We start from the raw sequence: 24045 nt of genomic DNA on the forward strand, positions 1-24045 counted from the left end.
ATTTATTAACACTATTCACAACGAAATTTTCATTATATTAACTAAAAGAAAATAAAACAACTCCTTTTATATGTTAGTAACTAATCTCATTATAAAAACCATCAGTTAGTTACTTTCTGTAATATATCTCTCTTAGAATGCATAACTATAAGCCGCATGGATAAAAATGCTCTCTAAAAAATAAGAATTTTTAAAAGAATTTCTAGTCTTTGAAAAAGGGATTTTAGCCCCAAGCTCTACGCGGTGGTGTTTGTCAATCGTGCTGCCAAGCCCTACATTAAATAGTCCGTTATACCCCATAAACGAACTATTTTTCATGCCTAAATGGTTATTTTGATAAAAATACCCTATCCCAAGCCCCCCATACACCCCAAAGCTGTATTTTTTGTAAGTGTAAAAATCGCTCAACACATCTACATTCATGCTCAATAAAGAAGTGTTAATCGTGTGCAATGCGGTGGGCTTGATTGCCATAAGGTAGGAAAATTCACCCCTTAATGCTAGAGCTTTAAAAAAAGCGAATTGATACCCCCCTTTAGCCCCCCATAAAAAAGCCGTATAAGAAGAATCGCTAGCGGGTTTTGGGGTTATTTTAATGGGGGCTAAACCCACCATAGCCCCAAAATAAATATGACTTTTTTTAGGCTCAAACGCCCCTGACAAACCCACCCATAAAGCCAAAATGAAAACAATCTTTTTCATTCTAAAGCTTTTTGGTTTTGATAAAACCGCTTGATTTTGTCGTCTATGGGAGCGAGCAAACGATAAAACACCGGCACAATGAGTAAGCTTAACACCATAGAAATCATCAAGCCCCCACTCATCGCAATCCCTATAGGGGATTTCATCGCCGCTCCATCCCCACTCGCTAACGCTAAAGGTAGCATGCCGCAAACCATCGCAATGGTCGTCATTAAAATCGGTCTTAGACGGGTTTTGCCGGCAAATAAAATGGCTTCTTGGATATTCAAACCTTTTTTACGCTCTTCATTCGCCACATCAATTAAAAGCGTGGCGTTTTTACCCACCATACCAATGAGCAAGATCAAGCCTATCATAGAGAACATGCTCAAAGGCTGATGGACTAAACCTAAAGCAAAAAACGCCCCTGAAAAACTTAAAGGCATGGTAACCATGATGATAAAAGGCTCTAAAATGGATTCATACAACGCCGCTAAAATCATATAGATCAACACAAACGCTGTCGCTAGAGCGACTAAAAACTCCCCATTGCTCTCTTTAGCGTTATCCGCTTCACCGGTGAATCTGTAATTCGCCCCTTCAACCAGCCATTCTTTCGTGTTCTTGCTCACTTGCGTTAAAATTTCGCCTAAAGAAACGCCCGCACTCCTATTAGGCTGAGCGAGCACTGTAACGCTGCGCTGGCGGTTATAGCGAGAAATACTGGAAGGGCTTTGGGTTTCTGTGATTTCCACTAAAGCGTCTAAAAACATCAACTTATCGTATTTGTTGCGCACTTGCAAGCGTTTGATGTCTTCTACAGAAACGCGCTTATCATCAGGCACTCTAATGATCATGTCGTATTCTTTGCCATCTTCTTTGAAGACGCTCGCTTGAGAAGTCCCAGAGAAAGCAGAGCTCACCACTGAACCAATGGTTTGAGCGCTCACGCCGTATTTGTTGGCGTTTTGTCTTAAGATTTTGAGTTGCAATTGCGGTTGCGATTCGCTCGTGCTTGTGTGATAGCTTTCAACCTTGCCTTTTAATTCAGGGCTTTCCAGTAAGAATTTCTTCAAATTCGCCACGCTTTTATCCACCGCTTCTTGAGAATGGGAGAACACATAGGTTTGAAAGGGCGAACTATCCCCACCACCTCCTATAAGAGAAACTTCAGAAAGATTGATGTTCTCTAAATCTTTAGCTTCCGGCAGGCTTCTTAACTCCTTCCTTAAAGCGCCCATCAACTCAAATTGCCCCAATTGGTGTTCTTTTTTGCGCTCTTTTAAAGGCTTGAGTTGCACAAAAATCTTCGCTCTAAAAGGGTTTTGCGAGGTGCCATAACCCACTTGCAAAGTGGTAAATTCCACTTCAGCATGCTTTTCAATCGCTTTTTGAAAGATCTTACTCTTTTGTGTCATGTAATCTATGCTCACACCCGGTTTAGCTTTAAGCCACACTTGAAACCTCCCCCTATCTTCTTTAAGCATGAAATCCATACCGAGTTTAGAAGCCACAAAAAGCGAACCCACAAACACCAAAACCACCGCTATAAAGATAATGAGCTTGTGGTTTAAAACCCATTGAAGTAACTTGGTATAACGAGACTCTAAAGCTTTAAAAAAAGGCTCACTCCACACATAGAAACGAGAATGCCTGGGATTGACCACGACTGAGCTTACCATGGGGATGATCGTAACGACCACCACATACGACAAAGCGATCGCTAAAGCCACCGTGATCCCAAAGCTTTGGAAAAAGCGCCCGATAATGCCTTTCATGTTCCCTATAGGCACAAAAACAGAAAGCAGCATCGCTGAAATCGCCACTAACGCAAAGCCAATTTCCCTCACCCCCTCATAGCTCGCTTTGCGTTTGTCCATGCCCATTTCTAGCTTTTTATGGATATTTTCAATCACCACGATCGCATCATCAATAATGATCCCTATCGCTAGCGTTAAAGCCACCATGGTGAGCATGTTTAATGAAAAGCCCATCCATTGGATAAGCGCAAAAGTCCCCATGATAGAAATAGGGATAGAGATCGCTGAAACTAAAGTGATTGTGCCGTTACGCAAGAATGCAAACACCACCAAAACCGCTAAAATCGCTCCTAAGACTAGGTCAAATTTCACGTCTTCAATAGAGGTGCGGATATAACTCGTGGTGTCTAAAAAAGGCCTGATTTCATAGTTAGGGCTTATGGCTTGGATGTGTTTTAAAGCCTCATACACCCTATCTACGATTTCAATCTCATTCGCTCCCGCAATCTTTTGGATTTCTAAAACCACACCGGGTTTGTCTTTAAAGCTCGCAAAAGTGTTGTCTTCTTCTAACCCGATTTCAATTTTTGCAATATCGCCAAGGCGCACATGATTACCCACTTGGATTTTTTCCACATCCGCAACGCTGTAACTATTCGCATTGATTAAAATTGATAATTCTCTTTGGCTATTGACAATACGCCCCCCATCAATTTCTACATTCTCCGCTTTAAGCGTGCTGAAAAGATCCGCATAAGTCAGGTTGTATTTATTCATCAAAGTGGGATCGGCATAAATCCTAATCTGGCGCTCCCTAAAGCCGTTGAGCTGCACGCCCCCTACCCCATTGATTTTTTGGAGCATGGGTTTAATGGTGTTTTTAGCGTAGTCATTCAAAGTCGTAGCCGGCACGCTTGAACTGCTCACAAACAATGAAATAATGGCTTGGCTGTCGGTATCAAATTTATTGATAGAGGGTTTTTTAATGTTGGAGTCATCAAAACGCACTGAAGAAATTTTATTCACCACATCATTTAAGGCTTCTTCATTAGGTTTTTCTAACTCAAATTCAATGACGACGATACTCACATTTTTAGAACTCGTGGAAGTAACCTTTTTGATCCCATCAATCCCCATCACCGCTTCTTCAATCTTATCGGTTACCTTACTCTCTATGATTTCAGCGCTAGCTCCAGGATAAGTCGTAGTAACCACCACCGTAGGCATGTCAATTTTAGGGAAAAGCGCCACGCTCAATTTTTTAAAACCCATAGTCCCAAAAAAGACAATCGCCAAAGCAAACATCAAGGTCGTAATAGGACGATTTATCGCTGTTTTATACATCAAAATATCCTATTACTTCGTTTGGATAAACCCATCGCCAAAAAGCCCCACTGCCATAGGTTTAGATAAAAGGGCTTCAGCGCTCACTTTTCGTGTGTTTTCATCAACGGTGGGGTAAATCTTAGTGATTTTAATTTCATGCTGATTAGAATCCCCATCTATAGAATAGGTGTAAGTGTCCCCCACTTTGACCGCATTGATGTATTTAGAATCAAATTCAATAACCAATTTCCTGGCATGGCTGACTAATCTCAATAACACGGTGTTATTTGCGCTCACCCCTTCGCCCACCTGAATGTTTTTACTCGCTATCACGCCATCAAAAGGGGCTCTTAAAATGGTTTTATTCAATACCGCAATAGAATAAGCGTAATCCGATTCCAAGCGTCTGTAATTAAACTCATAACTCTCTAGAGTGTTTTTATCCACAGCACCCCCAATTTTGCTGTATCGTTGGTATTGCTTTTTAGCGAAAATGAGTTGTTGCTCGGTAGAATCGCTTTGAGCCTGTTTGTCTTGATTATACAAAAGCAACAAAACATCGCCCTTTTTGACCACGCTCCCCTCAGTAACCTTAATGCTATCCACAATCCCTGTGCTATCTAAGGTGAGTTTGGAATCTTGCATCGCTTTCACATTGAAAATCGCATACACTTTTTCGCCAGCTTCCATGCTCAAAAAACTCAAAAAAAGTCCTATTAAAATTTTTCGCATCATTTTCATTCCCTTAATGCACATAGTCGTCTATCTTATGCCCACTGTTGAAAATGTAATTGGCTTTTTGCACTTCATAATTGTTGAGCGCTAAATTGTAAGCCACTTCCGCATCAAAGCGCGTGGTTAAGCCCCTTAAATAGGTGGTGAAATCCACTAAATTAGCGTCGTATTTCCTTTTAATATTGGCAAAAGAAAGATTAGCCGCATCCAAACTGGCCTTGGAAGATTCAATCTTGGCTCTGGCAATATCAAGCGACTTTCTGTAAAGCTGTTCGTCTTTTTCTTGCTCTAGCTTTTTATACGCTAAATTCTTTTCATTCGCTAATTGGCCTAGCATGATGGATTGTTTTTGCAAGCTCAAGCCTATATCATCAAAAATATTCAAAGTCGCAGTAACCCCAGCCGTGTTTTGTTGGCCCGGGAAGAAGTTCCCAAAACCCCCCAAAGCGTAAGCGGGTTTTTGGATCCAAAAAAGCCATGAGTCAAACACATCTATCTTGGGGTAATAATTGAGTTGCTTGTTTTGGTATCTGAGTGCAGAAATTTGCTCTCTTAAAGAAACTAAATCTTTTCGTTCTCTTAATTGCAAATTAGGTGCATCAATCGTGGTCTTTTTCAAATTTTTCACACTGAGATTGGTGAGGTATTCTAAAGTCAAGCGGTTTTGCTCCAAAGCAAATTGCATGTCCAAAATATCGTATTCGCTCAAATTCCCTTGCGCTTTTAGGCTTTGTAAATCATCAATCGTGGTCAGCCCTTTGTCATAGAGTTTGGTAACCCTTTTAATGTCTGTTTTGATTTGCTCTAATTTCTTTTGTAAAGCGATCATGCGAGCCAAATTATTAAAATACTCGTAGTATTGTTGCACCACTTGCAAATACACGCTTTGGCGGTTATATTCTAAAGTGGCCACATTAGAGCGGTAAGTGGCAGACTTTTCTTTGACATTATTCACATCGCTAAAACCATTAAACACATTCAATTTGACTTGAGCTTGGAGTTGTTGCGTGTTATAATGCTTAAATTCTGGGGTATCCCTGGCTTCATTTTTAAAATTATAACTCGCGTTCAAAGTGGGCAAAAACATCGCTTTGGCGATGGTGTGGTTTTTCATCGCTTGCTTGACGCTGAGTTCTTGCGCTTGCAAACTGAGATTAGTGGTAGCCCCCTTAAGCAATTCATAAAGCCCCAAAGCGGCTTTATCGCTTTTTTCATGGTATTTAGCGATCTCTTGATTGATCGTGGTCGCTGTTTCTTTGGGCGAGGGCAAAAAACTCGGTGTCGCTTCTAAAGAACTTGTCGGCGGATCAATGAGCTTTAAATTCTTATGGCTGTAATTGTTAAGGATTTGCTTGATTTCATCAGGGGTTTTAGAGGGGCTTTGGGCTAGAGTTAGAGTAACGCACAAGCCTAATAGGCTCATGCATCTTACAATAGTGTTCATCAAGCCCCCCTATCGCCTGGTTTTAGCATGCACTAATTGCACTAAATACTTGGCGTTTTCTCTAGGCAAATCCGGCAGCATCCCATGCCCTAAATTAAAAATATGCCCCTGATTGCCCATGACTTTTAGAATTTTTTCAACCCCTTCTTCTAAAGCGTTTTTATCATAAAGGCGGGTGGGTTCTAAATTCCCTTGCAAAACATACTTATCGCCTAAAATCTTTTTTGCCTCATCTAAAGGCGTACCCCAATCCACGCCAAACACATCAAATTCCCCATCTATGCTGTCCAAATAAGCGCCAATCCCTTTAGGGAAAAGGATAACCGGGACATGCGCATAGCGTTTTTTAAGCTCTTTAGAGATTTTTTTCAAATAATCCCAACTGAATTTCAAATACGCTTCTTTTTCTAAAGCGCTAGCCCATGAGTCAAAGATCATCACCGCATTGACCCCTGCTTGGATTTGAAGGCTCAGATACTCTATCAATTCAAGGCTTAATTTTTCTAAAAGCGCTTTTAAAACTTCAGGCTCGTTATAGAGCATTTTCTTGCTTTTGGCATACGATTTGCTCCCCTCGCCTTCTATCATGTAAGTCGCTAAAGTCCAAGGCGATCCACAAAAACCGATTAGCGCTTTCTCTTTAGAAAGCTTTTGGCGCGTTTGAGAAATCGTATCATAGACATAGTTTAGTTGTTTATAAGCCCCTACTTTTAGGCTTTCCACGCTTTTTAAATCCGTAATGGTCTCTAGAAAATGCGGCCCCTTTTTGGGGACAAACTCCAAATTCAAGCCCATTTCCAAAGGCACTACTAAAATATCGCTAAACAAAATAGCCGCATCCACGCCCAAAATCTCTACCGGCTGTAGGGTAACTTCTGTGGCTAAATCGCTATTTTTACACAATTCCAAGAAGCTCCCCGCTTTTTTACGGCTCTCTTGGTATTCGCTAAGGTAACGCCCGGCTTGTCTCATCATCCAAATGGGCGTATAAGGCGTTTCCTTTCTAAAACATGCATCAATGAAAATCATCATAAATCCTTAAAGGTTTGTCTAATTATGGTTTTTATACTTTATAGTTAGTTTTTAAAATGAACATTTTACCCTAAAAATCTCGTAAAGTCATAAAAAGTGAATGTGATACCAATAGAATAAATATTCAATCGTGGCGTGCCAAAGGCTTTAGAAAATTTGCTTTGGATAAAATAAAAAGGAATACCGCCCCTTGCTTCTATACTCAAGCCAAAATTTTTAGCCGCATTGAAAAACAAGCCCACACTCCCCACCGCTGATTGGATATTGAATTGATACTTATCAATCTTAGCCCCTAAAATTTGAAGCTGATAACCTAAGGCGATTTTAGGGATAACCCACCCCCTAAAAAGCCTCACCCCAGCCATAAACCCAGCGCTCATGAAATACGAATCGCCCATTCCTGCATCCAAATACCCCCCTAATAAAGCTTTCTTTTTTAAAACGAACCCTGCTTGAAAGCCTAAAGAAGCGTCATGATAAATTTTATCCATTAAAATAGGAGGGCGGTTTTTAGGGCGGATGGGGGATCTTTTAGTCGTTTGGGCATGTTGGTAAAGATAGCCGATTTTAAAAGAGCCAAAATATTTTTTAGTAGGCTCTAAAGGTTTGAAAAAATTCCAGTCTTTTTTGGCTGGCAAAACCCCCAATAAAAGGCTTAAGATTAAGAAAAATCTAAAAATCAAAGCTCTAATTCCAATTTTTGTTTGGAAAATTCCACAATCTTTCCATGGAATCTCGCATAAAGTTGCGCTAAAGAAATGGTGTTTTCATAGAGCGCTAAAGCGGCATTTAAATTCTCTTGAACGCCTTTTTCAAAAAAATGTTGCAATTCGTCATAATCTTCTATCTCTATGCCTAATTTTTTTAAAAAAAGATAGCTGTATTTATCCACCACCATCACTTCTTTAGCGCACGCATAGCATAAAATCGCATCCGCGCTTTCTTTGCCAATGCCCTTTTGATCTAAAAGCCACTCTCTGGTTACTTCTTGTTTAAAATTTTCAAAACTTTGAAAGTCTTTCAAGATATTCCCGCTCAAATCAATCAGTCGTTTGGCTTTTTGGTTATAAAACCCGCTAGGGCGGACACACTCTGCAAGCTTTGAAAACTCTATAGAAGCGATTTTTTTAAGATTGATCTCATCATCATTTTCTAAAATGAAAGCGTTTTTTAGATTTTCTAAAGATTTCAAAACGGCTTCAAATTTAGTGTTTTGCGTTAAAACCGCCCCTAGTAGAGCTTCAAATTTCAAAGCGTTAGGCCACCACCAAGCAGGGGCATTTTTCAATAAATCCAAACTCTTTAAAGCCTTTAAAATTTCAAAACTATCTAACACAATAACCGCCTGTAATAAAAAGGAATCAAAAAGAGTATTTTATTGAAAAAGAAGTAAAAATTAAAGCGAAAAGCCAACGCTTAAAGCGTTAGCCCCATAAACACCTTTCTTAAAACTAAGTTAAAAGCCTTAAGATATTTTGTTGAACGGTATTGGCTTGACTCATCGCATAGCTGCCTGATTGCGCCAAAATGTTGTTTTTGTTGAAATTCGCGCTCTCTTCAGCGAAATCCACATCCCTGATTTGAGATTCAGCCGCTTTAACATTCACTTGAGTGATGCTGATGTTATTCACGGTGCTAATCATTTGATTTTGCACAGAACCTAAATCAGAGCGGACTTTATCCAACATTTTCATCGCAGACTCGGCAATGTCAATCACCACCATCGCACCTCTTAAGGTTGTAACCCCAGCTCCCAAGCTTTGGTTACCGCTAGCGATCACGGCGTTATAGTTCGCACCACTGGCTGATTTGACATTAGCGTTAAAATTCCCGGTAACATCGCGCAAATTCACCGTGGTTTCCGCCACTTGAGATTCCCCAAAACCAATCGCTGTGAAGCCTAAATGTTGCGAGTCAGAAGCCGAAACCACATTGATGCTCTTAGCGTCTAAGCGTGTGAGAGAAAGTCTCCCATAGTTAGTAGAGCCTTTTGTTAAATCCTGACCTCCATTGACCATCGTTAAAGCGCTAGGCCCGTTACTGACGCTATCGGTTTTGATTTCAATCCCACGGCCATCTAAACTGCGCAAATTCAAGCGCCCGTTTTGATCCGTATAAGCTTCCACGCCGGTTTCTGAAGTAACCGCATTGATCGCTGCAACTAATCGTCCGTCTGAGTCGTTTTTCTTAATATCTGCGATATTGCCCAAATGGATCCCATTTAAGGTTAAATTACTCAAACTTCCTGATTGGACCGCCACATCGCTTGTGGTGATAACGCTCGCATAAGCCTTAACCCCTGTTTGGTTAGAGTTTTTGTTGATCACTTCTGCTAACACGCCGATCCCTGTGCCTGCTGAACTAGAGACTTTTACGCTCTCTAAAGTCACATCATTCACGCCATCCACTTGTTTAAAAGTCAAGCTAATATCCCCAGAAGCCGTGATTAACGCACCTGTAGCGATACGAACTTGACCGATTTTATCGGAAGTGGTAGAGCCGATAGAAGCCTTAATGCTTTGGTTAGAATAAGCCCCTACTTGGAATTCTTTGTTAGTGAATTGACCAGACAATAACGCTTGCCCATTATAAGTAGTCGTGTTACCGATATTATCTAAACCTTGAATCAAACGAACGATGTCAGATTGAATCGCTTTACGAGATTCAGTAGTTTGCCCGTCTTGAGCCGCTTGAGTCGCTTTAACCTTAACGGTGTCTAAGATTTTCAACTGCTCATCCATAGCCTTATCCGCAACCTGGATAATCCCCATGCCGTCATTCGTGTTGGCAATCGCTTGACCCAAACTGCTCGCTTGTGAACGCAAAGAATCCGCCACCGTCATGCCTGATGCGTCATCAGCCGCTTTATTGATCCTTAAACCTGAACTCAATCTCTCCAATGAAGTTTTAAGTGCGTTTTGAGTGAGTGCGGATTGCACATGCGCATTCATCGCATTGATATTTGTATTGACCTGAAAAGCCATTGTTGTAACTCCTTGTTATAAAAAACCCAAAGGCATCCTTGCTTTTGGTTGGAACTATTATCGGTTAAAGTTTGAAATTTTAAAGGGCTTTATTTTAAAAGCAAAATTAGGGGTATGAAAATGGGTTATAATAAAGAAAATTTATACCAAATCTTATTGCATGCAAACACCAATGGATACCATAAAAAGCATTCCTCTAAGAACTTTCATTTTACTCTATAAAAGCTCACCAAAATGTGTTGTGTTGGCATCAATTACAGTGCTATTTATCGGCATTATTCCATCTATAAATATTCTTGTTATGATAAGATTGATTGATATTGTGGTAGACCTATTGCAAAATCATACGCATTTTGAATACAGCTTGCTGTTACCAACTTTGCTACTATGGGGAGCCTTGCTGTTTTTAACGCATGTGTTCTCAGGAATTTTATCAAGCTTACAAACCATTATTGCCGAACAATTTTCTATAAGCATCATCACTCAGCTTGCCAATAAACTCACAAAAGTTAAAAATCTAAATTTTTTTGAAAACAAAGATCACACTATTAAGCTTAACGCTATCCATAACGGTCTATACATCCGTCCCCTAAATTATGTCAGTAATCTCTTTTTTAATCTACAACGCATTATAGGGCTTGTGAGTCTGTTTGGGATATTATTTTCCATTAGTATTTATCTACCCTTTATAATGATTTTTGCAACAGTGCCTTGTATTTTCATCTCCAACCATATAGCAAAAAAACATAGCGCTTCCATAGATAAGCTTCAAGACAAAAAAGAGAGCATACAAAATTATCTATATTCTGGACTAGATAACCAAAAGAACAAGGACAACCTATTATTTAACTTCATGCTAAATTTTCATCATAAATTTATTGAAAACAAAGAATTATATCTCAATCATTTTGTGAAAATCGCCCAAAAAAACTTAGTGCTTACCATATATGCTGATATTTTAACCACCACTCTAAGTATCGCACTATTTTTTCTAATGGTTTTTATTATCCTTTCAAAATTAATTGGTGTGGGAGCAATTGCTGGGTATATCCAAGCATTTAGCTCTACTGAGCAGCAACTACAAGATTTATCATTTTATGGAAAGTGGTTTTTTGCTATCAATAAATACTTTGAAAATTATTTCTGTATTTTAGATTACAAAATGCCAAAACCAGAAACACAAATCAAATTAGAAGAAAAAATCCATAGCATTACATTTGAAAATATTAGTTTCTCTTATCCTAATTCAAAACCTATTTTTGAAAACTTTAATCTCTCTTTACACTCTAATAAAATTTATGCACTAGTCGGCAAGAATGCTAGCGGAAAAACCACGCTGATTAAATTATTGTTAGGCTTTTATACCCCAAATTCAGGTCAAATTATTATCAATAACAAATACTCGTTACAGGATTTAGAGCTAAACAGCTACCACCAACAAATGAGTGCTATATTCCAAGATTTTTCTCTTTATGCTGGGTATAGCATTGATGATAATCTTTTCATGCAAAACAATATCACTAAAGAGCAATTAAAACAAAAAAGAGAAATACTAAAATCTTTTGATGAGAATTTTCAAAATTGTCTTAATGATTATAGCAACGCATTATTTGGAACACAGTATAATGGGATAGATTTTTCTCTGGGTCAAAAGCAACGCATAGCCACTATAAGAGCCTTTTTAAAACCAAGTCATTGTGTTGTTTTAGATGAGCCAAGCAAGTGCCATCGATCCCATTATGGAAAAAGAGTTTTTAGATTTTATTTTTAAAAAATCGCAATCTAAGATGGCTTTAATCATTACACACCGCATGGGTAGCGTCAAACAGGCTGATGAAATTATCGTGTTAGATCAAGGCAAACTAATAGAACAGGGCAACTTTGAAACCCTTATAAAGAAACAGGGCTTATTTTACGAATTGTTTTTGAAAGCAACAATACTAACGAGCGATTGAACGCTTCCTTGATTTTAAACGCTATTTCAAAAAATGTTTGGTTATTTTTAGGTATAATCCCAAAAGATTCAAATTTAAATAAGGAATGCCACCATGTTTGGGAATAAGCAGTTACAGCTTCAAATCAGTCAAAAAGATTCTGAAATTGCGGAGTTAAAAAAAGAAGTCAATCTCTATCAAAGCCTTTTAAATTTGTGCTTGCATGAAGGTTTTGTGGGTATTAAAAACAATAAAGTGGTTTTTAAGAGCGGGAATCTTGCAAGCTTAAACAATTTAGAAGAACAAAGCGTTCATTTTAAAGAAAATGCAGAGAGCGTTGATTTGCAAGGGGTTTCTTATTCTTTAAAAAGCCAAAATATTGATGGCGTGCAGTATTTTTCATTGGCTAAAAAAACAGGTTGTGTGGGGGAATACCATAAAAATGATTTGTTTAAGACTTTTTGCGCGAGCTTAAAAGAGGGCTTAGAGAATGCGCAAGAAAGCATGCAGTATTTCCATCAAGAAACGGGCTTGCTCTTAAATGCGGCTAAAAATGGCGAAGCGCATTCTACTGAAGGATTAGGGACCGTTAATAAAACGGGTCAAGACATTGAATCGCTTTATGAAAAGATGCAAAACGCCACTTCGCTAGCGGACTCTCTCAACCAACGGAGCAATGAAATCACTCAAGTCATTTCTTTGATTGATGATATTGCAGAACAAACCAATCTATTAGCCCTAAACGCCGCTATTGAGGCCGCACGAGCGGGCGAGCATGGGAGAGGGTTTGCGGTGGTGGCTGATGAGGTGAGAAAACTCGCTGAAAAAACCCAAAAAGCCACTAAAGAAATCGCCGTTGTCGTTAAAAGCATGCAACAAGAAGCCAACGATATTCAAACCAACACCCATGACATTAATTCTATTGTAGGCTCTATCAAGGGCGATGTGGAAGAGCTTAAATCCACCGTAAAAAATAACATGATTGTCGCGCAAGCCGCAAAATACACCATCTACAATACCAATAACCGGGTGTTTTGTGGCTTGGCTAAACTCGATCATGTGGTCTTTAAAAACAATCTTTATGGCATGGTCTTTGGCCTCAACTCCTTTGACATTACCAGCCATAAGAATTGCCGCTTAGGCAAATGGTATTATGAGGGCGCGGGCAAAGAGAATTTTTCCAACACTTCAGGCTATAGAGCTTTAGAAAGCTACCATGCGAGCGTGCATGCTGAAGCTAATGATTTGGTTAAAGCCGTTCAAGAAGATCACATTACCGATTTAAAATACCTAGAGCATAAAGTGCATTTAATGGAAGATAGTGCTAAACATGTCAAAGAAAATATTGATAAGATGTTTTACGAAAAACAAGACGAACTCAATAAAATCATTGAAAAAATTCAAAAAGGCGAATGATTCCATTCAATGAAGTGTTTTGATGTTTTCTAAATCTTTAGAAGCCCTACACCATGCCAAACGCTACCGCAAAAGAGAGTTGTTTGACCCTTTATTAAGAGATTACGCTTCTAACGATTATTTGGGTTTGAGCGTTAGAAAAGATTTGCTTCAAAACGCTTTTAATAAGCTCCAATCCTTTGGTGCTCATTCCCCCAAGGCTTCCATGCTAGTGAATGGCTACCACCCTTTGCATGCGGAATTAGAAGAGCGATTAGCCAATTTATTGGGGTTTGAAAGCACTCTTTTAGTGGGGAGTGGTTTTTTGGGCAATCTGGCTTTAATAGACACTCTTTTAGTCAAAAGCGCTCTCTTATTCATGGACGAACACTACCATGCAAGCGGGATTTTTAGCACCAAAGCTAAACCTGATCAAGTGCTTTTTTTCTCGCACAATGACGCTAAGGATTTGAAACAAAAACTCTTTAACGCTCCTAAAAATAAGCTCAAATTCATAGCCATTGAGGGGGTTTATTCTATGGATGCGAGCATCGCTCCTTATGGTTTTTATGAGATCATTCAAGAAATCCCTAACGCTTTTTTAATCGTTGATGAAGCCCATAGTTTTGGGACTATCGGCGAAAATTTGTTGGGTTTTTTAGAATATTATCGCATCAAAGAAAAAGACAAAATCATTAAGCTCAGCACTTTTTCTAAAGCGCTTGCGAGCTATGGGGCGTGTATTTTAGCCCCTTTACAAATCATAGAGTTTTTAACCAATCGCGCTAAAAGCGTGATTTACACCACCGCTTTAAGCCTGTTAGACACCGCTTTAACTTTGGCCCATTTAGAATACTTTATCGCGCAAAAACAAGAATTAAAAAATGAGCTTAGCAAACACCAACAGATTATTTTTGAAACTTTAGGCATTGAAACGCTTGCAGGATTCTTTACTTTAGAATTTGAAAGCAATACCGCTCTTTTAAACGCTCATCATTTTTTGAAAGAAAAAGGGTTTTTAGTGGGAGCTATCCGCCCCCCCACGGTTTCTAAACCCCTTTTACGAGTCTCTTTGTCCCTCAAAAACAGCTTAGAAGACACTAAAGAGCTTGCGAACACCCTTTTAGATTATTCTAAAATACAATCTTCTTTTAAGAGTGGTTAAATGCTAAAAAAGATTTTTTATGGTTTTATCGTTTTAGTTTTGATTGTCATAGGGTTATTAGCCATTCTTATCGCTCAAGTTTGGGTAACTACGGATAAGGATATTGCTAAAATTAAAGATTATCGCCCGGGCGTCGCTTCACAGATTTTAGACCGAAAAGGGCGTTTGATCGCTAATATTTACGACAAAGAATTTCGTTTTTATGCACGTTTTGAAGAAATCCCCCCACGATTCATTGAAAGCCTTTTAGCGGTAGAAGACACCCTCTTTTTTGAACATGGGGGGATCAATTTAGACGCTATCATGCGTGCTATGATTAAAAACGCTAAAAGCGGTCGTTACACTGAAGGGGGTAGCACCCTAACCCAACAACTCGTTAAAAACATGGTGCTCACACGGGAAAAAACCCTAACCAGAAAACTCAAAGAAGCTATCATTTCTATACGCATTGAAAAAGTCTTAAGCAAAGAAGAAATTTTAGAGCGTTATTTGAACCAAACTTTTTTTGGGCATGGGTATTATGGCGTGAAAACCGCAAGTTTAGGGTATTTTAAAAAACCCCTTGACAAACTCACGCTTAAAGAAATCACCATGTTAGTCGCCTTGCCAAGAGCTCCAAGTTTTTATGACCCTACCAAAAATTTAGAATTTTCACTCTCTAGGGCTAATGATATTTTAAGGCGGTTGTATTCTTTAGGCTGGATTTCTTCTAACGAGCTCAAATCCGCTCTCAATGAAGTGCCAATCGTCTATAACCAAACTTCCACGCAAAACATCGCCCCCTATGTCGTGGATGAAGTGTTGAAGCAATTGGATCAATTAGACGGGCTAAAAACTCAAGGCTATACTATAAAGCTCACGATAGATTTGGATTACCAACGCTTAGCGTTAGAGTCCTTGCGTTTTGGGCATCAAAAAATCTTAGAAAAAATCGCTAAAAAAAAGCCAAAAACTAACGCATCTGATGAAGATGAAGACAATTTAAACGCTAGCATGATAGTTACAGAAACGAGCACTGGTAAGATTTTAGCTTTAGTGGGGGGGATTGATTATAAAAAAAGCGCTTTCAATCGCGCCACGCAAGCCAAACGGCAGTTTGGGAGCGCGATAAAGCCCTTTGTGTATCAAATCGCTTTTGATAATGGCTATTCCACGACTTCTAAAATCCCTGATACCGCACGAAACTTTGAAAATGGCAATTATAGCAAAAACAGCGAACAAAACCACGCATGGCACCCTAGCAATTATTCTCGCAAGTTTTTAGGGCTTGTAACCTTGCAAGAAGCCTTGAGCCATTCGTTAAATCTAGCCACGATCAATTTAAGCGATCAGCTTGGATTTGAAAAAATTTATCAATCTTTAAGCGATATGGGGTTTAAAAATCTCCCTAAGGACTTGTCTATTGTGTTAGGGAGCTTTGCTATCTCGCCCATTGATGCGGCTGAAAAGTATTCTCTATTTTCTAATTACGGCTCCATGCTCAAACCCATGCTCATTGAAAGCATCACCAACCAACAAAACGAAGTCAAAACTTTCACGCCTATGGAAACCAGAAAAATCACCTCCAAAGAACAGGCTTTTTTAACCCTTTCAGTGCTGATGAATGCGGTAGAAAACGGCACAGGGAGTTTGGCTCGCATTAAAGGTTTAGAAATCGCTGGTAAAACCGGGACTTCTAACAACAATATTGACGCTTGGTTCATTGGCTTTACCCCCACCTTACAAAGCGTGATCTGGTTTGGGAGAGACGATAACACACCTATTAGCAAAGGAGCGACAGGGGGGAGCGTTGTGAGTGCACCTGTGTATTCGTATTTCATGCGTAACATTTTAGCGATTGAACCTTCTTTAAAAAGAAAGTTTGATGTCCCCAAAGGCTTGCGTAAAGAAATCGTGGATAAAATCCCCTACTATTCAACCCCCAATTCCATCACCCCCACCCCCAAAAGAACAGACGATAGCGAAGAACGCTTGTTGTTCTAAGCTTACATGGCTATAGGGACTTTAATGTCTCCGTAATTGATAGAATCTTTAAAGATTTCTTCCACTTTAGCCACGAGAATACTCACCGCTTGATTGTCTAAGGCCATTTTATGCAACCCTTCGCTCAAAGCGTCCTTATCAAAACCACGCGCGCGCACCAACGCAAACACTTCTTCATTGTTAGGATTGATATAAATCCCTAAACGATCCACATTCATCAAGCTATCATAAATGGGCTGTGTCATTTGGATAAACATTTCATTAGTGATCTTTTGCTTGATGCGGTTGGATTTGGAAAGGTAAGCCTCTTTGAGTTTATGCACAATATTTTGCGCCACTCTTATTGTCGCTCTTTTGGTAGCGATTTTTTCTATCTCCTCAGTTGTCTTACCATCCACAATGTGCGAGCTATCCACCGCTTGCGTGATATACTGACTGCGATTTTGCAACATCCAATAAGGCACATCTTGCAAGAAAGAATTTCTTTGTGAAGTGTTTGGGCAAGTGCAAGCTTGCAACATCAAAACACCCAATCCGCATAAAAACAATTGCTTGCTTTTTAAAAAAGATTTTTCTAACATGCTATCCCCTTTGATTTTGATTTTACAGAGTGTAACATAAATCTTTAAGATTTTAAACAATAATTAGGTAAAAAATAAAAAAATAAAATGATTGAAACTTTATTTAAAAAATCAACACGCAGTTAAGCATTAGAATAAGCCGGGTTCTGTCAATGGATGGCCATTTATCTAGGAAATATTTTGCAATATTCCTCAAGCGAAGCGTGTATCAATTTAGACTTACCATGCGCTTCTTGCTACAAATTGGGTTTACCCAAACAAGCTAAATTGCTTCAGCTCTGGTGGGCTCTTACCCCACCCTTTCACCCTTACCTTAAAAAGGCGGTTTGCTTTCTGTGGCACTTTCCCTTAGCTTGCGCTAGCCATCCGTTAGATGGAATTTTGTCTAATGTAGCCCGGACTTTCCTCTATTCTAAAATAGCGACCATCTTCTAATGCGTTGATATATTAGAAAAAAGTAGCTTTAAAAGAGTTTAAAAATTAAGGGTATAGAGAATATTTTTATTATTCTCATAGCTCACAAGGACAAGCTCATTATCCCTAAACCCACAAGCGCTGATATTTTTAATCTCTTTAGGCAAGCCATAAACTTCAAGGATCTCTTCTTTTGTAGGGTCTATGACTAAAAGCGTGTTAAATTCCTTACTGAACGCATAAAGTTGATTGTCCTTTAAAGCTAGCGTGCTGATAACTAACTCGCCCAGTTTCCTTTTTTCTTTGAGTTTGGCATGACCTAATTCAAGAAGAGACTCCGCATGCACTTGTTTGTCGCTATTACGCATGGAGATAATAATCAAATCCTTATAGCGTTTGTTAGGAGCGGTGATCAAATAAGTGGATTTAGCCCCTCTTCTTACAGCGCTAATATAATAGTTTTTCGCCCTAGAAGTTTTTAAGCGGCTGCGCTCCACTTCATCAAAAGAGTTGGCCCCTTCTAAAAAATAAGGGAAGTTTTTAAGCGCGTTAGCGTTTTTGTTAGGAGTGATTTCTACGCTCGTTTTATTATTACCCATGATCACAATGTTTTCATCTTCGTTAAAATCCGCCCCCACGAACGACCCCACCGTCGCGCTATAATAGCTATCCAACACCATGTAGCTATGAATGGTTTTTAAATCGTTACTTACAAGATAAAGCCCTTGGTTTTCTGTGGTAAGGATCGCCTTGTCTTCATTGAAACTCAAATCCGTGATCGCTCCATTCAGTTTTAAAAAAAGCTCTTCTTTTTTTCCAATCTTTAGAGTTTTTGTAATTTCTAAAGGCGAACGCTCATAATCGTTATCTCTAGGCAAAGCGCTCAATTTCAAAGGCTCGCCCACACCTCTTCTGCCCAAAACGCTTCTTGGGAATTTCAAATGATCCCAATTCTCCATAGACCAGACCGATTCTTTTAAATTCCAAGAAAAGCGCACCGGATCGCTTTGCCCTATGTAAGGGAAAGGCCCGGTAGAAACAAACGCCTGTATTGCATTAGAACCCACCACCATAAAGAAAACATAAAAAGCGCTTTTTTGGAGTGCGTTTAATGAACGATCTTTAAAAGGTTGGGTATTAGGGGCAAAAAAGAGCAAAACCGCTAAAAACACCACCACGCTAAAAAAGACAAAAAGCGCCCAAAACTGCGTGTGCAAGCCCAAAATAGCGAGCGCAAAGCCCTGCCCCACATCTTCTAAACCATGGCTACCAGTATGATAAAAGCTCTCATACAGCCCGCTACTAGCCATGAGTAATAGTAAGGCAATGTATTTAGGCTTAAACCCAAAACGCACCACCAAAAGCGCCACCGCCCCTATTAAAATCATGTTGATGCGTTGCGCCCAGCAAAAAATACAAGGCGAATCTTTCAAAACATAGCCAAAATAAAAATTCGCCAAACCCACAGGAAAGATCAAAATCCCTAAAATTGCCAAAGAAAAAAGATTATAAAATCGGGTTTCTTTATCCATGCATCCCCCTTATAGATTCATGTTAGGCAAAACGCTAGAGCTATGGGCTATAAAAATAATAAGCTCCACCAACCACACCACAATCAAAATCCCAAACGCCCAATTTTCTTTTTCAGGCTTTTTAAACGCTATCAAAATAGCGGCTAGACTCAAAAGCAGTCCTAAAAACTCCATGCCGTTCCTTAAAATTTTCGTAGGATTATACTCAAAAACAAACTATTGGATAAATAAAAATTAGGGGCGAGACCACTCAAGCGGTTTTTTTAACCCCTTTTATTTCCAATCAATACACCACGCTTAAACGCTCTTTAAAGCCGGCGTTGAGATTGAGAAAGGCTTCTAAATCAATCTCTTCATAGCCGTCTAAAAAGATCATTTCGTTTTTACTTTTGGCTAAATATTCTTGCGCTTCTTGATCGCACACGATACAAAAGTAAGCGTCTTGGCATTTGTAGAGTTTATCTTTGATGATAATCTCTAGCGGTTGGTTGAGCGTTTTGCCGCATTGTAAGGCTAGATTTAGGGCTTTGTCAAAGGGCGTTAAAATGGAATGGTTGAAAAGCGTTATTTCTTCTTTGTCGTTTGCAATTTGCGCTTTGTCTTGTAAGGTATAAACTTTAAAGCCTAAATCCAAACCGCTATCTTTTGAAGATTCGATGATTTTTTGAGCGGCTCTTTTAACCCTTTCTATGGTAATATCGCTAATGATAGGCTTTGCGCTTTTTAAAACATTCTTACAAAAATCATAAGCGCTTTTATCTTCTTTTATCTCTTCATCAATTTGAACTAAAATAAATTCCCTATTGCCTTTATCTTCTGCGTTTAATTTCATCACCGCATGCGCGGTCGTCCCGCTCCCGGCGAAAAAATCTAAAATAATATCACCCTCGTTTGTAGCAATCTTAAGTAATGTTGAAATAAATTTTATAGACTTTGGATAGCTAAATATTTTATCGCTATTAAATAAATTGATAATATCGTTCTTGCCCTCGATACTTCCTCCAAAATCAGTTGTCATACTACGGGGTTTTTTACCATTTAAATTTAAATACTGCTTAAATTGAACGCTCCATTTATCTTTAATTTTTATAATTCTAACTTCACCATCTTGATAATTTTTTTTAAATGTTTCTTCTGATCTAATCCAACCATCTTTTATTAAAGTTCCATCTGGTGCTTTAATCTCATATATTATAGGATTTGTTAAACCTCTTCTTGAAAAAGTATCCCAAAAAAATCTGCCTTTATCATCTATTTCTTTGTATCTTTTAAGATAATCATCATTGTGCTTTAAAAACATTTCATTAGTTAAATTTATATTTTTAGCATAAACCAAACAATATTCGTGTTCTTTTACGATAAATTTAGAGTCACTGCCTCCTCCTACTTTTGATTGCTTAATAAAATCTCCAAGAAAATTATCTTCCCCAAAAATTTCATCGCATAAAAGTTTGAGTTGGGCGGCTTCGTTATCGTCAATGCTGATAAAAATCACGCCGTCTTCTTTAAGCAAATCGCGCGCTAATTTTAGGCGAGGCAGCATGAAAGAGAGCCAACCGCTATGCGTCTTGCTCCCTTGAATGTTTTTAAAAAATTTCAAGCTCTCGCTTTCTTTTTCCTCCCCGTTTTCATCTATTTCCATTAAGCCCACTTCCCTTAAAATCTTTTGATAATCTTGCCTGAAATTATCCGGATAAATAAAATTTTCGTTTGTCGTATTGTAGGGCGGATCAATGTAAATCATCTTTATTTTTTCGCTGTAAGCGGATTTTAAAAGTTTGAGCGCATCAAGATTGTCGCCTATGATAATAGCGTTGTTGGGGTGTTTGCTTGCTGAAGTTTGGGGCGTAAAGCTTTCTTGTAATTTGAGTTGTTTTTGGCAAGGCTCAGAATAAAGAGCGTTGGCAAGCCCCTTACCCGTCCAAGTGAGCTCATAGCCGCTGATATCATTCATGCTTTCATTGAAGCCTAAAAGCATTTTGATAGCGCTTAAGCTCACTTGTCCGTCTTTTATCGTCTGCGGGAAGTTCTTTAAAAGCATGTCAAAAAGGGGGTTATTTTCTTGCTGGCTTTGGATGATGCGAATACCCATTTTTTTGGCTTGATTTTTATCTGTCATGGCGTTTCCTTTAATGCGTTTTTAAGCGCGCTTAATAAATCTTGTTTGTTAATGCGTGTGGCAAAAATGACTCGTATTTCTTTTTTTGCGTTTTTTAAGTTTTGAGATAGCGTTTCAAAAAAGATCTTAGCGTAATCCATTTTACGCTTTTCATCTGGCGGGATATCGCTTTCTTTTTCATAACCTTTGGTTTCGCAAACAAAAAAGATTTTTGCACCCTTTTCATCTTTAAGCAAATAAGCAAAATCGGGCTCATAGTTTTTATAAGGCGTTGGGATTTTAAATTTAGGGAGCTTGGCAAAAACTTCTATGCTTTTACCTTCCAGTGTTTGCACCCTCTCTTCACTCACTTCTTCTTCAATTTTAGAATCATAAATGATCGTCTCATAAAGATAATTTTGGCTTGGAGTTTGCGCGCTTTTGTATTTGCCTAATTTGTGTTTTTCAATCTCATTTTTGGGTGAGCCATCTTCACAATAAAGCGGATCGGTTTTATCAAAAGCCGTGTTAGAAAAGGCGTTTTGGCAAAATCCATAACTCACGCAAGAAAGCAAATTTTCATGTAACTTATCTTTAATGATGCCTTTAAGCAATTTAAAGGCTTTTTTAGGTGAGTTTATGAAATGCTCTTTGTTTAAAGCATTGTAGAGTTCAAGCGTAAATTTTAAGGGCAATGATTCGTCTTTGGCAAAGTCAAGCAAAAGCGCGTTGATTTCTTTTTGTAAAGCGTTAGCGTAGTTTTTGATTTTTAGGGTGTTTGATTGCTCTGTGATGATTTGATTTGTTTTTGCATCATACCTTTTGCTTTCAAAGATGATTGCCTCACACATCACATGGCTTTCATTAAACGCTTTGGCGATAGATTCTATCAGCTTGGTTTTTTGGATATTTTGATAGCTTAATTGGCTTTGCGCGTTGATAATTTGCCATAATTCTTTAAATTCCTTAGCTAAATTTTGGCGGATTTTGACTTTTTCTTGAGATTGGTTAGCGTTTATAACTTGATCGCGCTTGTTGGTTGGATTTTCAGCCATTTTAAAGGCGCTTAAAACGGCGCGATATTCTTCATCGCTTAAAAAGCTTTTTATCCTTTCTTCGTTGTTTTGCATTATCTCGCAAATAGGGGCAATGATTTTGTAAGCGTTGTTTGTTTCGTCAAATTCTACGGCGTTTAATTTTTCTAATGCATCGCAAAATTTATTGATCTTTCTTTCATTAAGCCCTAAATTGGCTAAATTCTCTCTGTCTAGCGCACTGCCACCACTGATAAAACTGCTCGCTTCAATCTCTTTTTGCAAACCCTCTATAAAGCCCACTTCTTCGCCACTCACCAACATATCAAGGTAGTTTATTTCATAAAAAGCGTTGTCATTGCCCTTTAAAAATCCATGCGTAACGCGCTTGCCCTCTTGATTAAGCGCGATTCTTAACCCGCGCCCCACTTGCTGATGGCGGCTTGTTTCGCTGGTGGAATTTGCCAGTTTAATAAGGGTAAAAATGTTTGGATTATCCCAGCCCTCTTGTAAAGCCCACACGCTAAAAATAAAACGCAAAGGCGTTTGAAATGAAAGCAGTTTTTCTTTTTCGCTCAAAATCATTTTAATATCGTTCGCTTCAATGTTTTCTCTACTTTCTTTTTTGCCCTTATTGAGCGCTGTGCTATCGCCGCTAAAATAGCCTTGATGGACGCGTAAATTACCGCTTTCATCAAAATCCCTTGCTAAATATTCTTTATAGCTTGGCGATAAATTTTCCCTTGCTAGAATTGAAGCGCGTTTGAGTTTGTAAAGCCTTTCAAATTCGGTTTTAATAAAGGGCGTGCCTTTGTTATCAATTTGCCTAAAATCCTCAATTTTTGGGATAAAAAACAGGCTTAACGCTTTAATGTCTTGGTCAAATAAAAACGCCTCTTTTTCAAAATGCAAGTCAATGGCTTTTTCTAAAAGAGTGCTGATTTCATCTTGCGTGAGTTTATAAGAAGCCTTTTCAAGCGTAGCGCCATCGCTCAAATAAGCCTTGTCTTTGGTGGTTTTAACCAAGCTAACGCCGTTAAAAGAAGCGTTAATTTTGCCTAAATCCTCTCCTTTTGAAAGCGTGATTTGTTTAGGAATGCCGGCTTTGTAAAAGGCAATTTTCGCGCTTTTTGAATCCGCACTGAGCAAAAACGGGCTTTGCGCATCTTGCATGACAGAATGGACACGGATTTGTTTGACAAGGTAATTTCTAAACGCGCTGATTGAATCCAAACAAAAGGCGGCATTGCTTAAAGCATGCTGTTTTTCTTTGGCAAAAGTCGCCCCAAAGCGAAAATAAAGCGCGCCTATTTTACTAAAATACTTACCAAACGCTTCACCTTTAAGCAAATGCGGCTCGTCTATGATGGAAATAGGCTTTAAATCAGCGATATTTTCAAAAATGCTTTTGGTGTTAAAAAGGTTTTCGCTGTTTTTATTGAGTATGTTTTTTTCGCCCTTGTCAATCGCGCTGTTAGTGAGGAGCAAGACACTCAGTTCGTCTTGGTTTTTAATGTAATGGTTGATAATGTTGCTTGGCGATTTAACCCCTTCATAAGTGTAGGTTTTCAGGTGGCGTTTGAATTCTAAATAAAAATAATCTTTCGTAAGGCGGATATTTTGCTTAACCGACTCCAAAATGGCTTTTCGTGGGACAAAGATGATGAATTTATTTTGCCCATAAGCCTTATGGAGTGCAAAGATTAAATTCAAGTAAGTGAAAGTCTTGCCCGTGCCTGTTTCCATTAAAACATCAACATTGAGCTTGCCGCTTACATTTTTGACAGGAATTTCGCATGCGGCGTGAAATTGATTTAAACAATCTTTTAGATTTAAGGCATCGTGGCGCTTAAAATCAAAGCCGTCTAAAAGCGTGATAATGTTATTAATACACTCTTGCTGGTAGTCTTGCTTTTCAAAAATCATTGGTGTTTTTGCCTTTGGTGT

The 24045-nt window shown here is 38.7% G+C and carries 16 protein-coding genes, 1 other RNA gene and 1 pseudogene; 4 read left to right on the forward strand and 14 right to left on the reverse strand.

Features of this window, described 5'->3' with window-relative positions:
- Positions 1 to 132 precede the first annotated feature (132 nt).
- The 8 genes from EAL87_RS06730 to EAL87_RS06765 all read right to left on the reverse strand — a co-directional run bounded on the left by EAL87_RS06730 (position 133) and on the right by EAL87_RS06765 (position 9962).
- Positions 133 to 702, reverse strand: a complete 570-nt coding sequence (locus EAL87_RS06730; protein ID WP_120913896.1) for an outer membrane beta-barrel protein — start codon at positions 700 to 702, stop codon at positions 133 to 135.
- A complete protein-coding gene (hefC, locus tag EAL87_RS06735) occupies positions 699 to 3785 on the reverse strand; it encodes an efflux RND transporter permease subunit HefC (RefSeq protein ID WP_120913898.1) in 3087 nt (1028 codons plus the stop codon). The genes EAL87_RS06730 and hefC overlap by 4 nt, the downstream gene beginning before the upstream one ends.
- Positions 3786 to 3797: 12 nt before the next feature.
- Positions 3798 to 4502, reverse strand: a complete 705-nt coding sequence (gene hefB / locus EAL87_RS06740; RefSeq protein ID WP_108280325.1) for an efflux RND transporter periplasmic adaptor subunit HefB — start codon at positions 4500 to 4502, stop codon at positions 3798 to 3800.
- A gap of 10 nt (positions 4503 to 4512) precedes the next feature.
- On the reverse strand, positions 4513 to 5946 hold the full coding sequence (gene hefA / locus EAL87_RS06745) for an efflux RND transporter outer membrane subunit HefA (protein ID WP_120913900.1): 1434 nt from the start codon (positions 5944 to 5946) through the stop codon (positions 4513 to 4515).
- A gap of 9 nt (positions 5947 to 5955) precedes the next feature.
- Complete coding sequence (hemE, locus tag EAL87_RS06750) at positions 5956 to 6975, reverse strand: uroporphyrinogen decarboxylase (RefSeq protein ID WP_162972689.1); 1020 nt, start codon at positions 6973 to 6975, stop codon at positions 5956 to 5958.
- A gap of 68 nt (positions 6976 to 7043) precedes the next feature.
- Positions 7044 to 7661, reverse strand: a complete 618-nt coding sequence (locus EAL87_RS06755) for a hypothetical protein (RefSeq protein ID WP_120913904.1) — start codon at positions 7659 to 7661, stop codon at positions 7044 to 7046.
- The gene (locus EAL87_RS06760; RefSeq protein WP_120913906.1) at positions 7658 to 8314 is read right to left on the reverse strand and encodes a 3-methyladenine DNA glycosylase; all 657 of its coding nucleotides are present in this window, start codon (positions 8312 to 8314) and stop codon (positions 7658 to 7660) included. The genes EAL87_RS06755 and EAL87_RS06760 overlap by 4 nt, the downstream gene beginning before the upstream one ends.
- A gap of 115 nt (positions 8315 to 8429) precedes the next feature.
- Positions 8430 to 9962 carry a flagellin A gene (locus tag EAL87_RS06765; RefSeq protein WP_000885487.1) on the reverse strand — a complete coding sequence of 511 codons (1533 nt, stop codon included), beginning with the start codon at positions 9960 to 9962 and terminating at the stop codon, positions 8430 to 8432.
- Between the two features lie 172 nt (positions 9963 to 10134).
- Between EAL87_RS06765 and EAL87_RS06770 the strand changes: the two are divergent.
- From EAL87_RS06770 to pbp1a, 4 genes and pseudogenes are all read left to right on the forward strand, one after another.
- Positions 10135 to 11917 (forward strand): annotated as a pseudogene (locus EAL87_RS06770) (ATP-binding cassette domain-containing protein).
- A gap of 93 nt (positions 11918 to 12010) precedes the next feature.
- The gene (gene tlpD / locus EAL87_RS06775) at positions 12011 to 13312 is read left to right on the forward strand and encodes a chemotaxis chemoreceptor TlpD (protein ID WP_120913908.1); all 1302 of its coding nucleotides are present in this window, start codon (positions 12011 to 12013) and stop codon (positions 13310 to 13312) included.
- Between the two features lie 22 nt (positions 13313 to 13334).
- Positions 13335 to 14456 carry an aminotransferase class I/II-fold pyridoxal phosphate-dependent enzyme gene (locus EAL87_RS06780; RefSeq protein ID WP_120913910.1) on the forward strand — a complete coding sequence of 374 codons (1122 nt, stop codon included), beginning with the start codon at positions 13335 to 13337 and terminating at the stop codon, positions 14454 to 14456.
- Positions 14457 to 16439: a penicillin-binding protein 1A gene (pbp1a, locus tag EAL87_RS06785; RefSeq protein WP_120913912.1), complete on the forward strand. Its 1983-nt coding sequence runs from the start codon at positions 14457 to 14459 to the stop codon at positions 16437 to 16439.
- 2 nt (positions 16440 to 16441) lie between these two features.
- On the opposite strand, the gene EAL87_RS06790 is transcribed toward pbp1a, so the two are convergent.
- From EAL87_RS06790 to EAL87_RS06815, 6 genes are all read right to left on the reverse strand, one after another.
- Positions 16442 to 16960 carry a tumor necrosis factor alpha-inducing protein gene (locus tag EAL87_RS06790; protein ID WP_341457622.1) on the reverse strand — a complete coding sequence of 173 codons (519 nt, stop codon included), beginning with the start codon at positions 16958 to 16960 and terminating at the stop codon, positions 16442 to 16444.
- Positions 16961 to 17142: 182 nt separating this feature from the next.
- Positions 17143 to 17458: RNase P RNA component class A (gene rnpB / locus EAL87_RS06795), an RNA gene on the reverse strand.
- Positions 17459 to 17493: 35 nt separating this feature from the next.
- Positions 17494 to 18966, reverse strand: a complete 1473-nt coding sequence (locus EAL87_RS06800) for a disulfide bond formation protein B (protein ID WP_120913916.1) — start codon at positions 18964 to 18966, stop codon at positions 17494 to 17496.
- A 9-nt stretch (positions 18967 to 18975) separates the two neighbouring features.
- The gene (locus EAL87_RS06805) at positions 18976 to 19140 is read right to left on the reverse strand and encodes a hypothetical protein (protein WP_000394819.1); all 165 of its coding nucleotides are present in this window, start codon (positions 19138 to 19140) and stop codon (positions 18976 to 18978) included.
- 109 nt (positions 19141 to 19249) lie between these two features.
- The gene (locus tag EAL87_RS06810) at positions 19250 to 21085 is read right to left on the reverse strand and encodes a site-specific DNA-methyltransferase (RefSeq protein ID WP_120913918.1); all 1836 of its coding nucleotides are present in this window, start codon (positions 21083 to 21085) and stop codon (positions 19250 to 19252) included.
- Positions 21082 to 24024 carry a restriction endonuclease gene (locus tag EAL87_RS06815; protein ID WP_120913920.1) on the reverse strand — a complete coding sequence of 981 codons (2943 nt, stop codon included), beginning with the start codon at positions 24022 to 24024 and terminating at the stop codon, positions 21082 to 21084. The genes EAL87_RS06810 and EAL87_RS06815 overlap by 4 nt, the downstream gene beginning before the upstream one ends.
- Positions 24025 to 24045 lie beyond the last annotated feature (21 nt).

It is taken from the genome of Helicobacter pylori, from assembly GCF_003636935.1.
Taxonomy (GTDB): domain Bacteria; phylum Campylobacterota; class Campylobacteria; order Campylobacterales; family Helicobacteraceae; genus Helicobacter; species Helicobacter pylori_CH.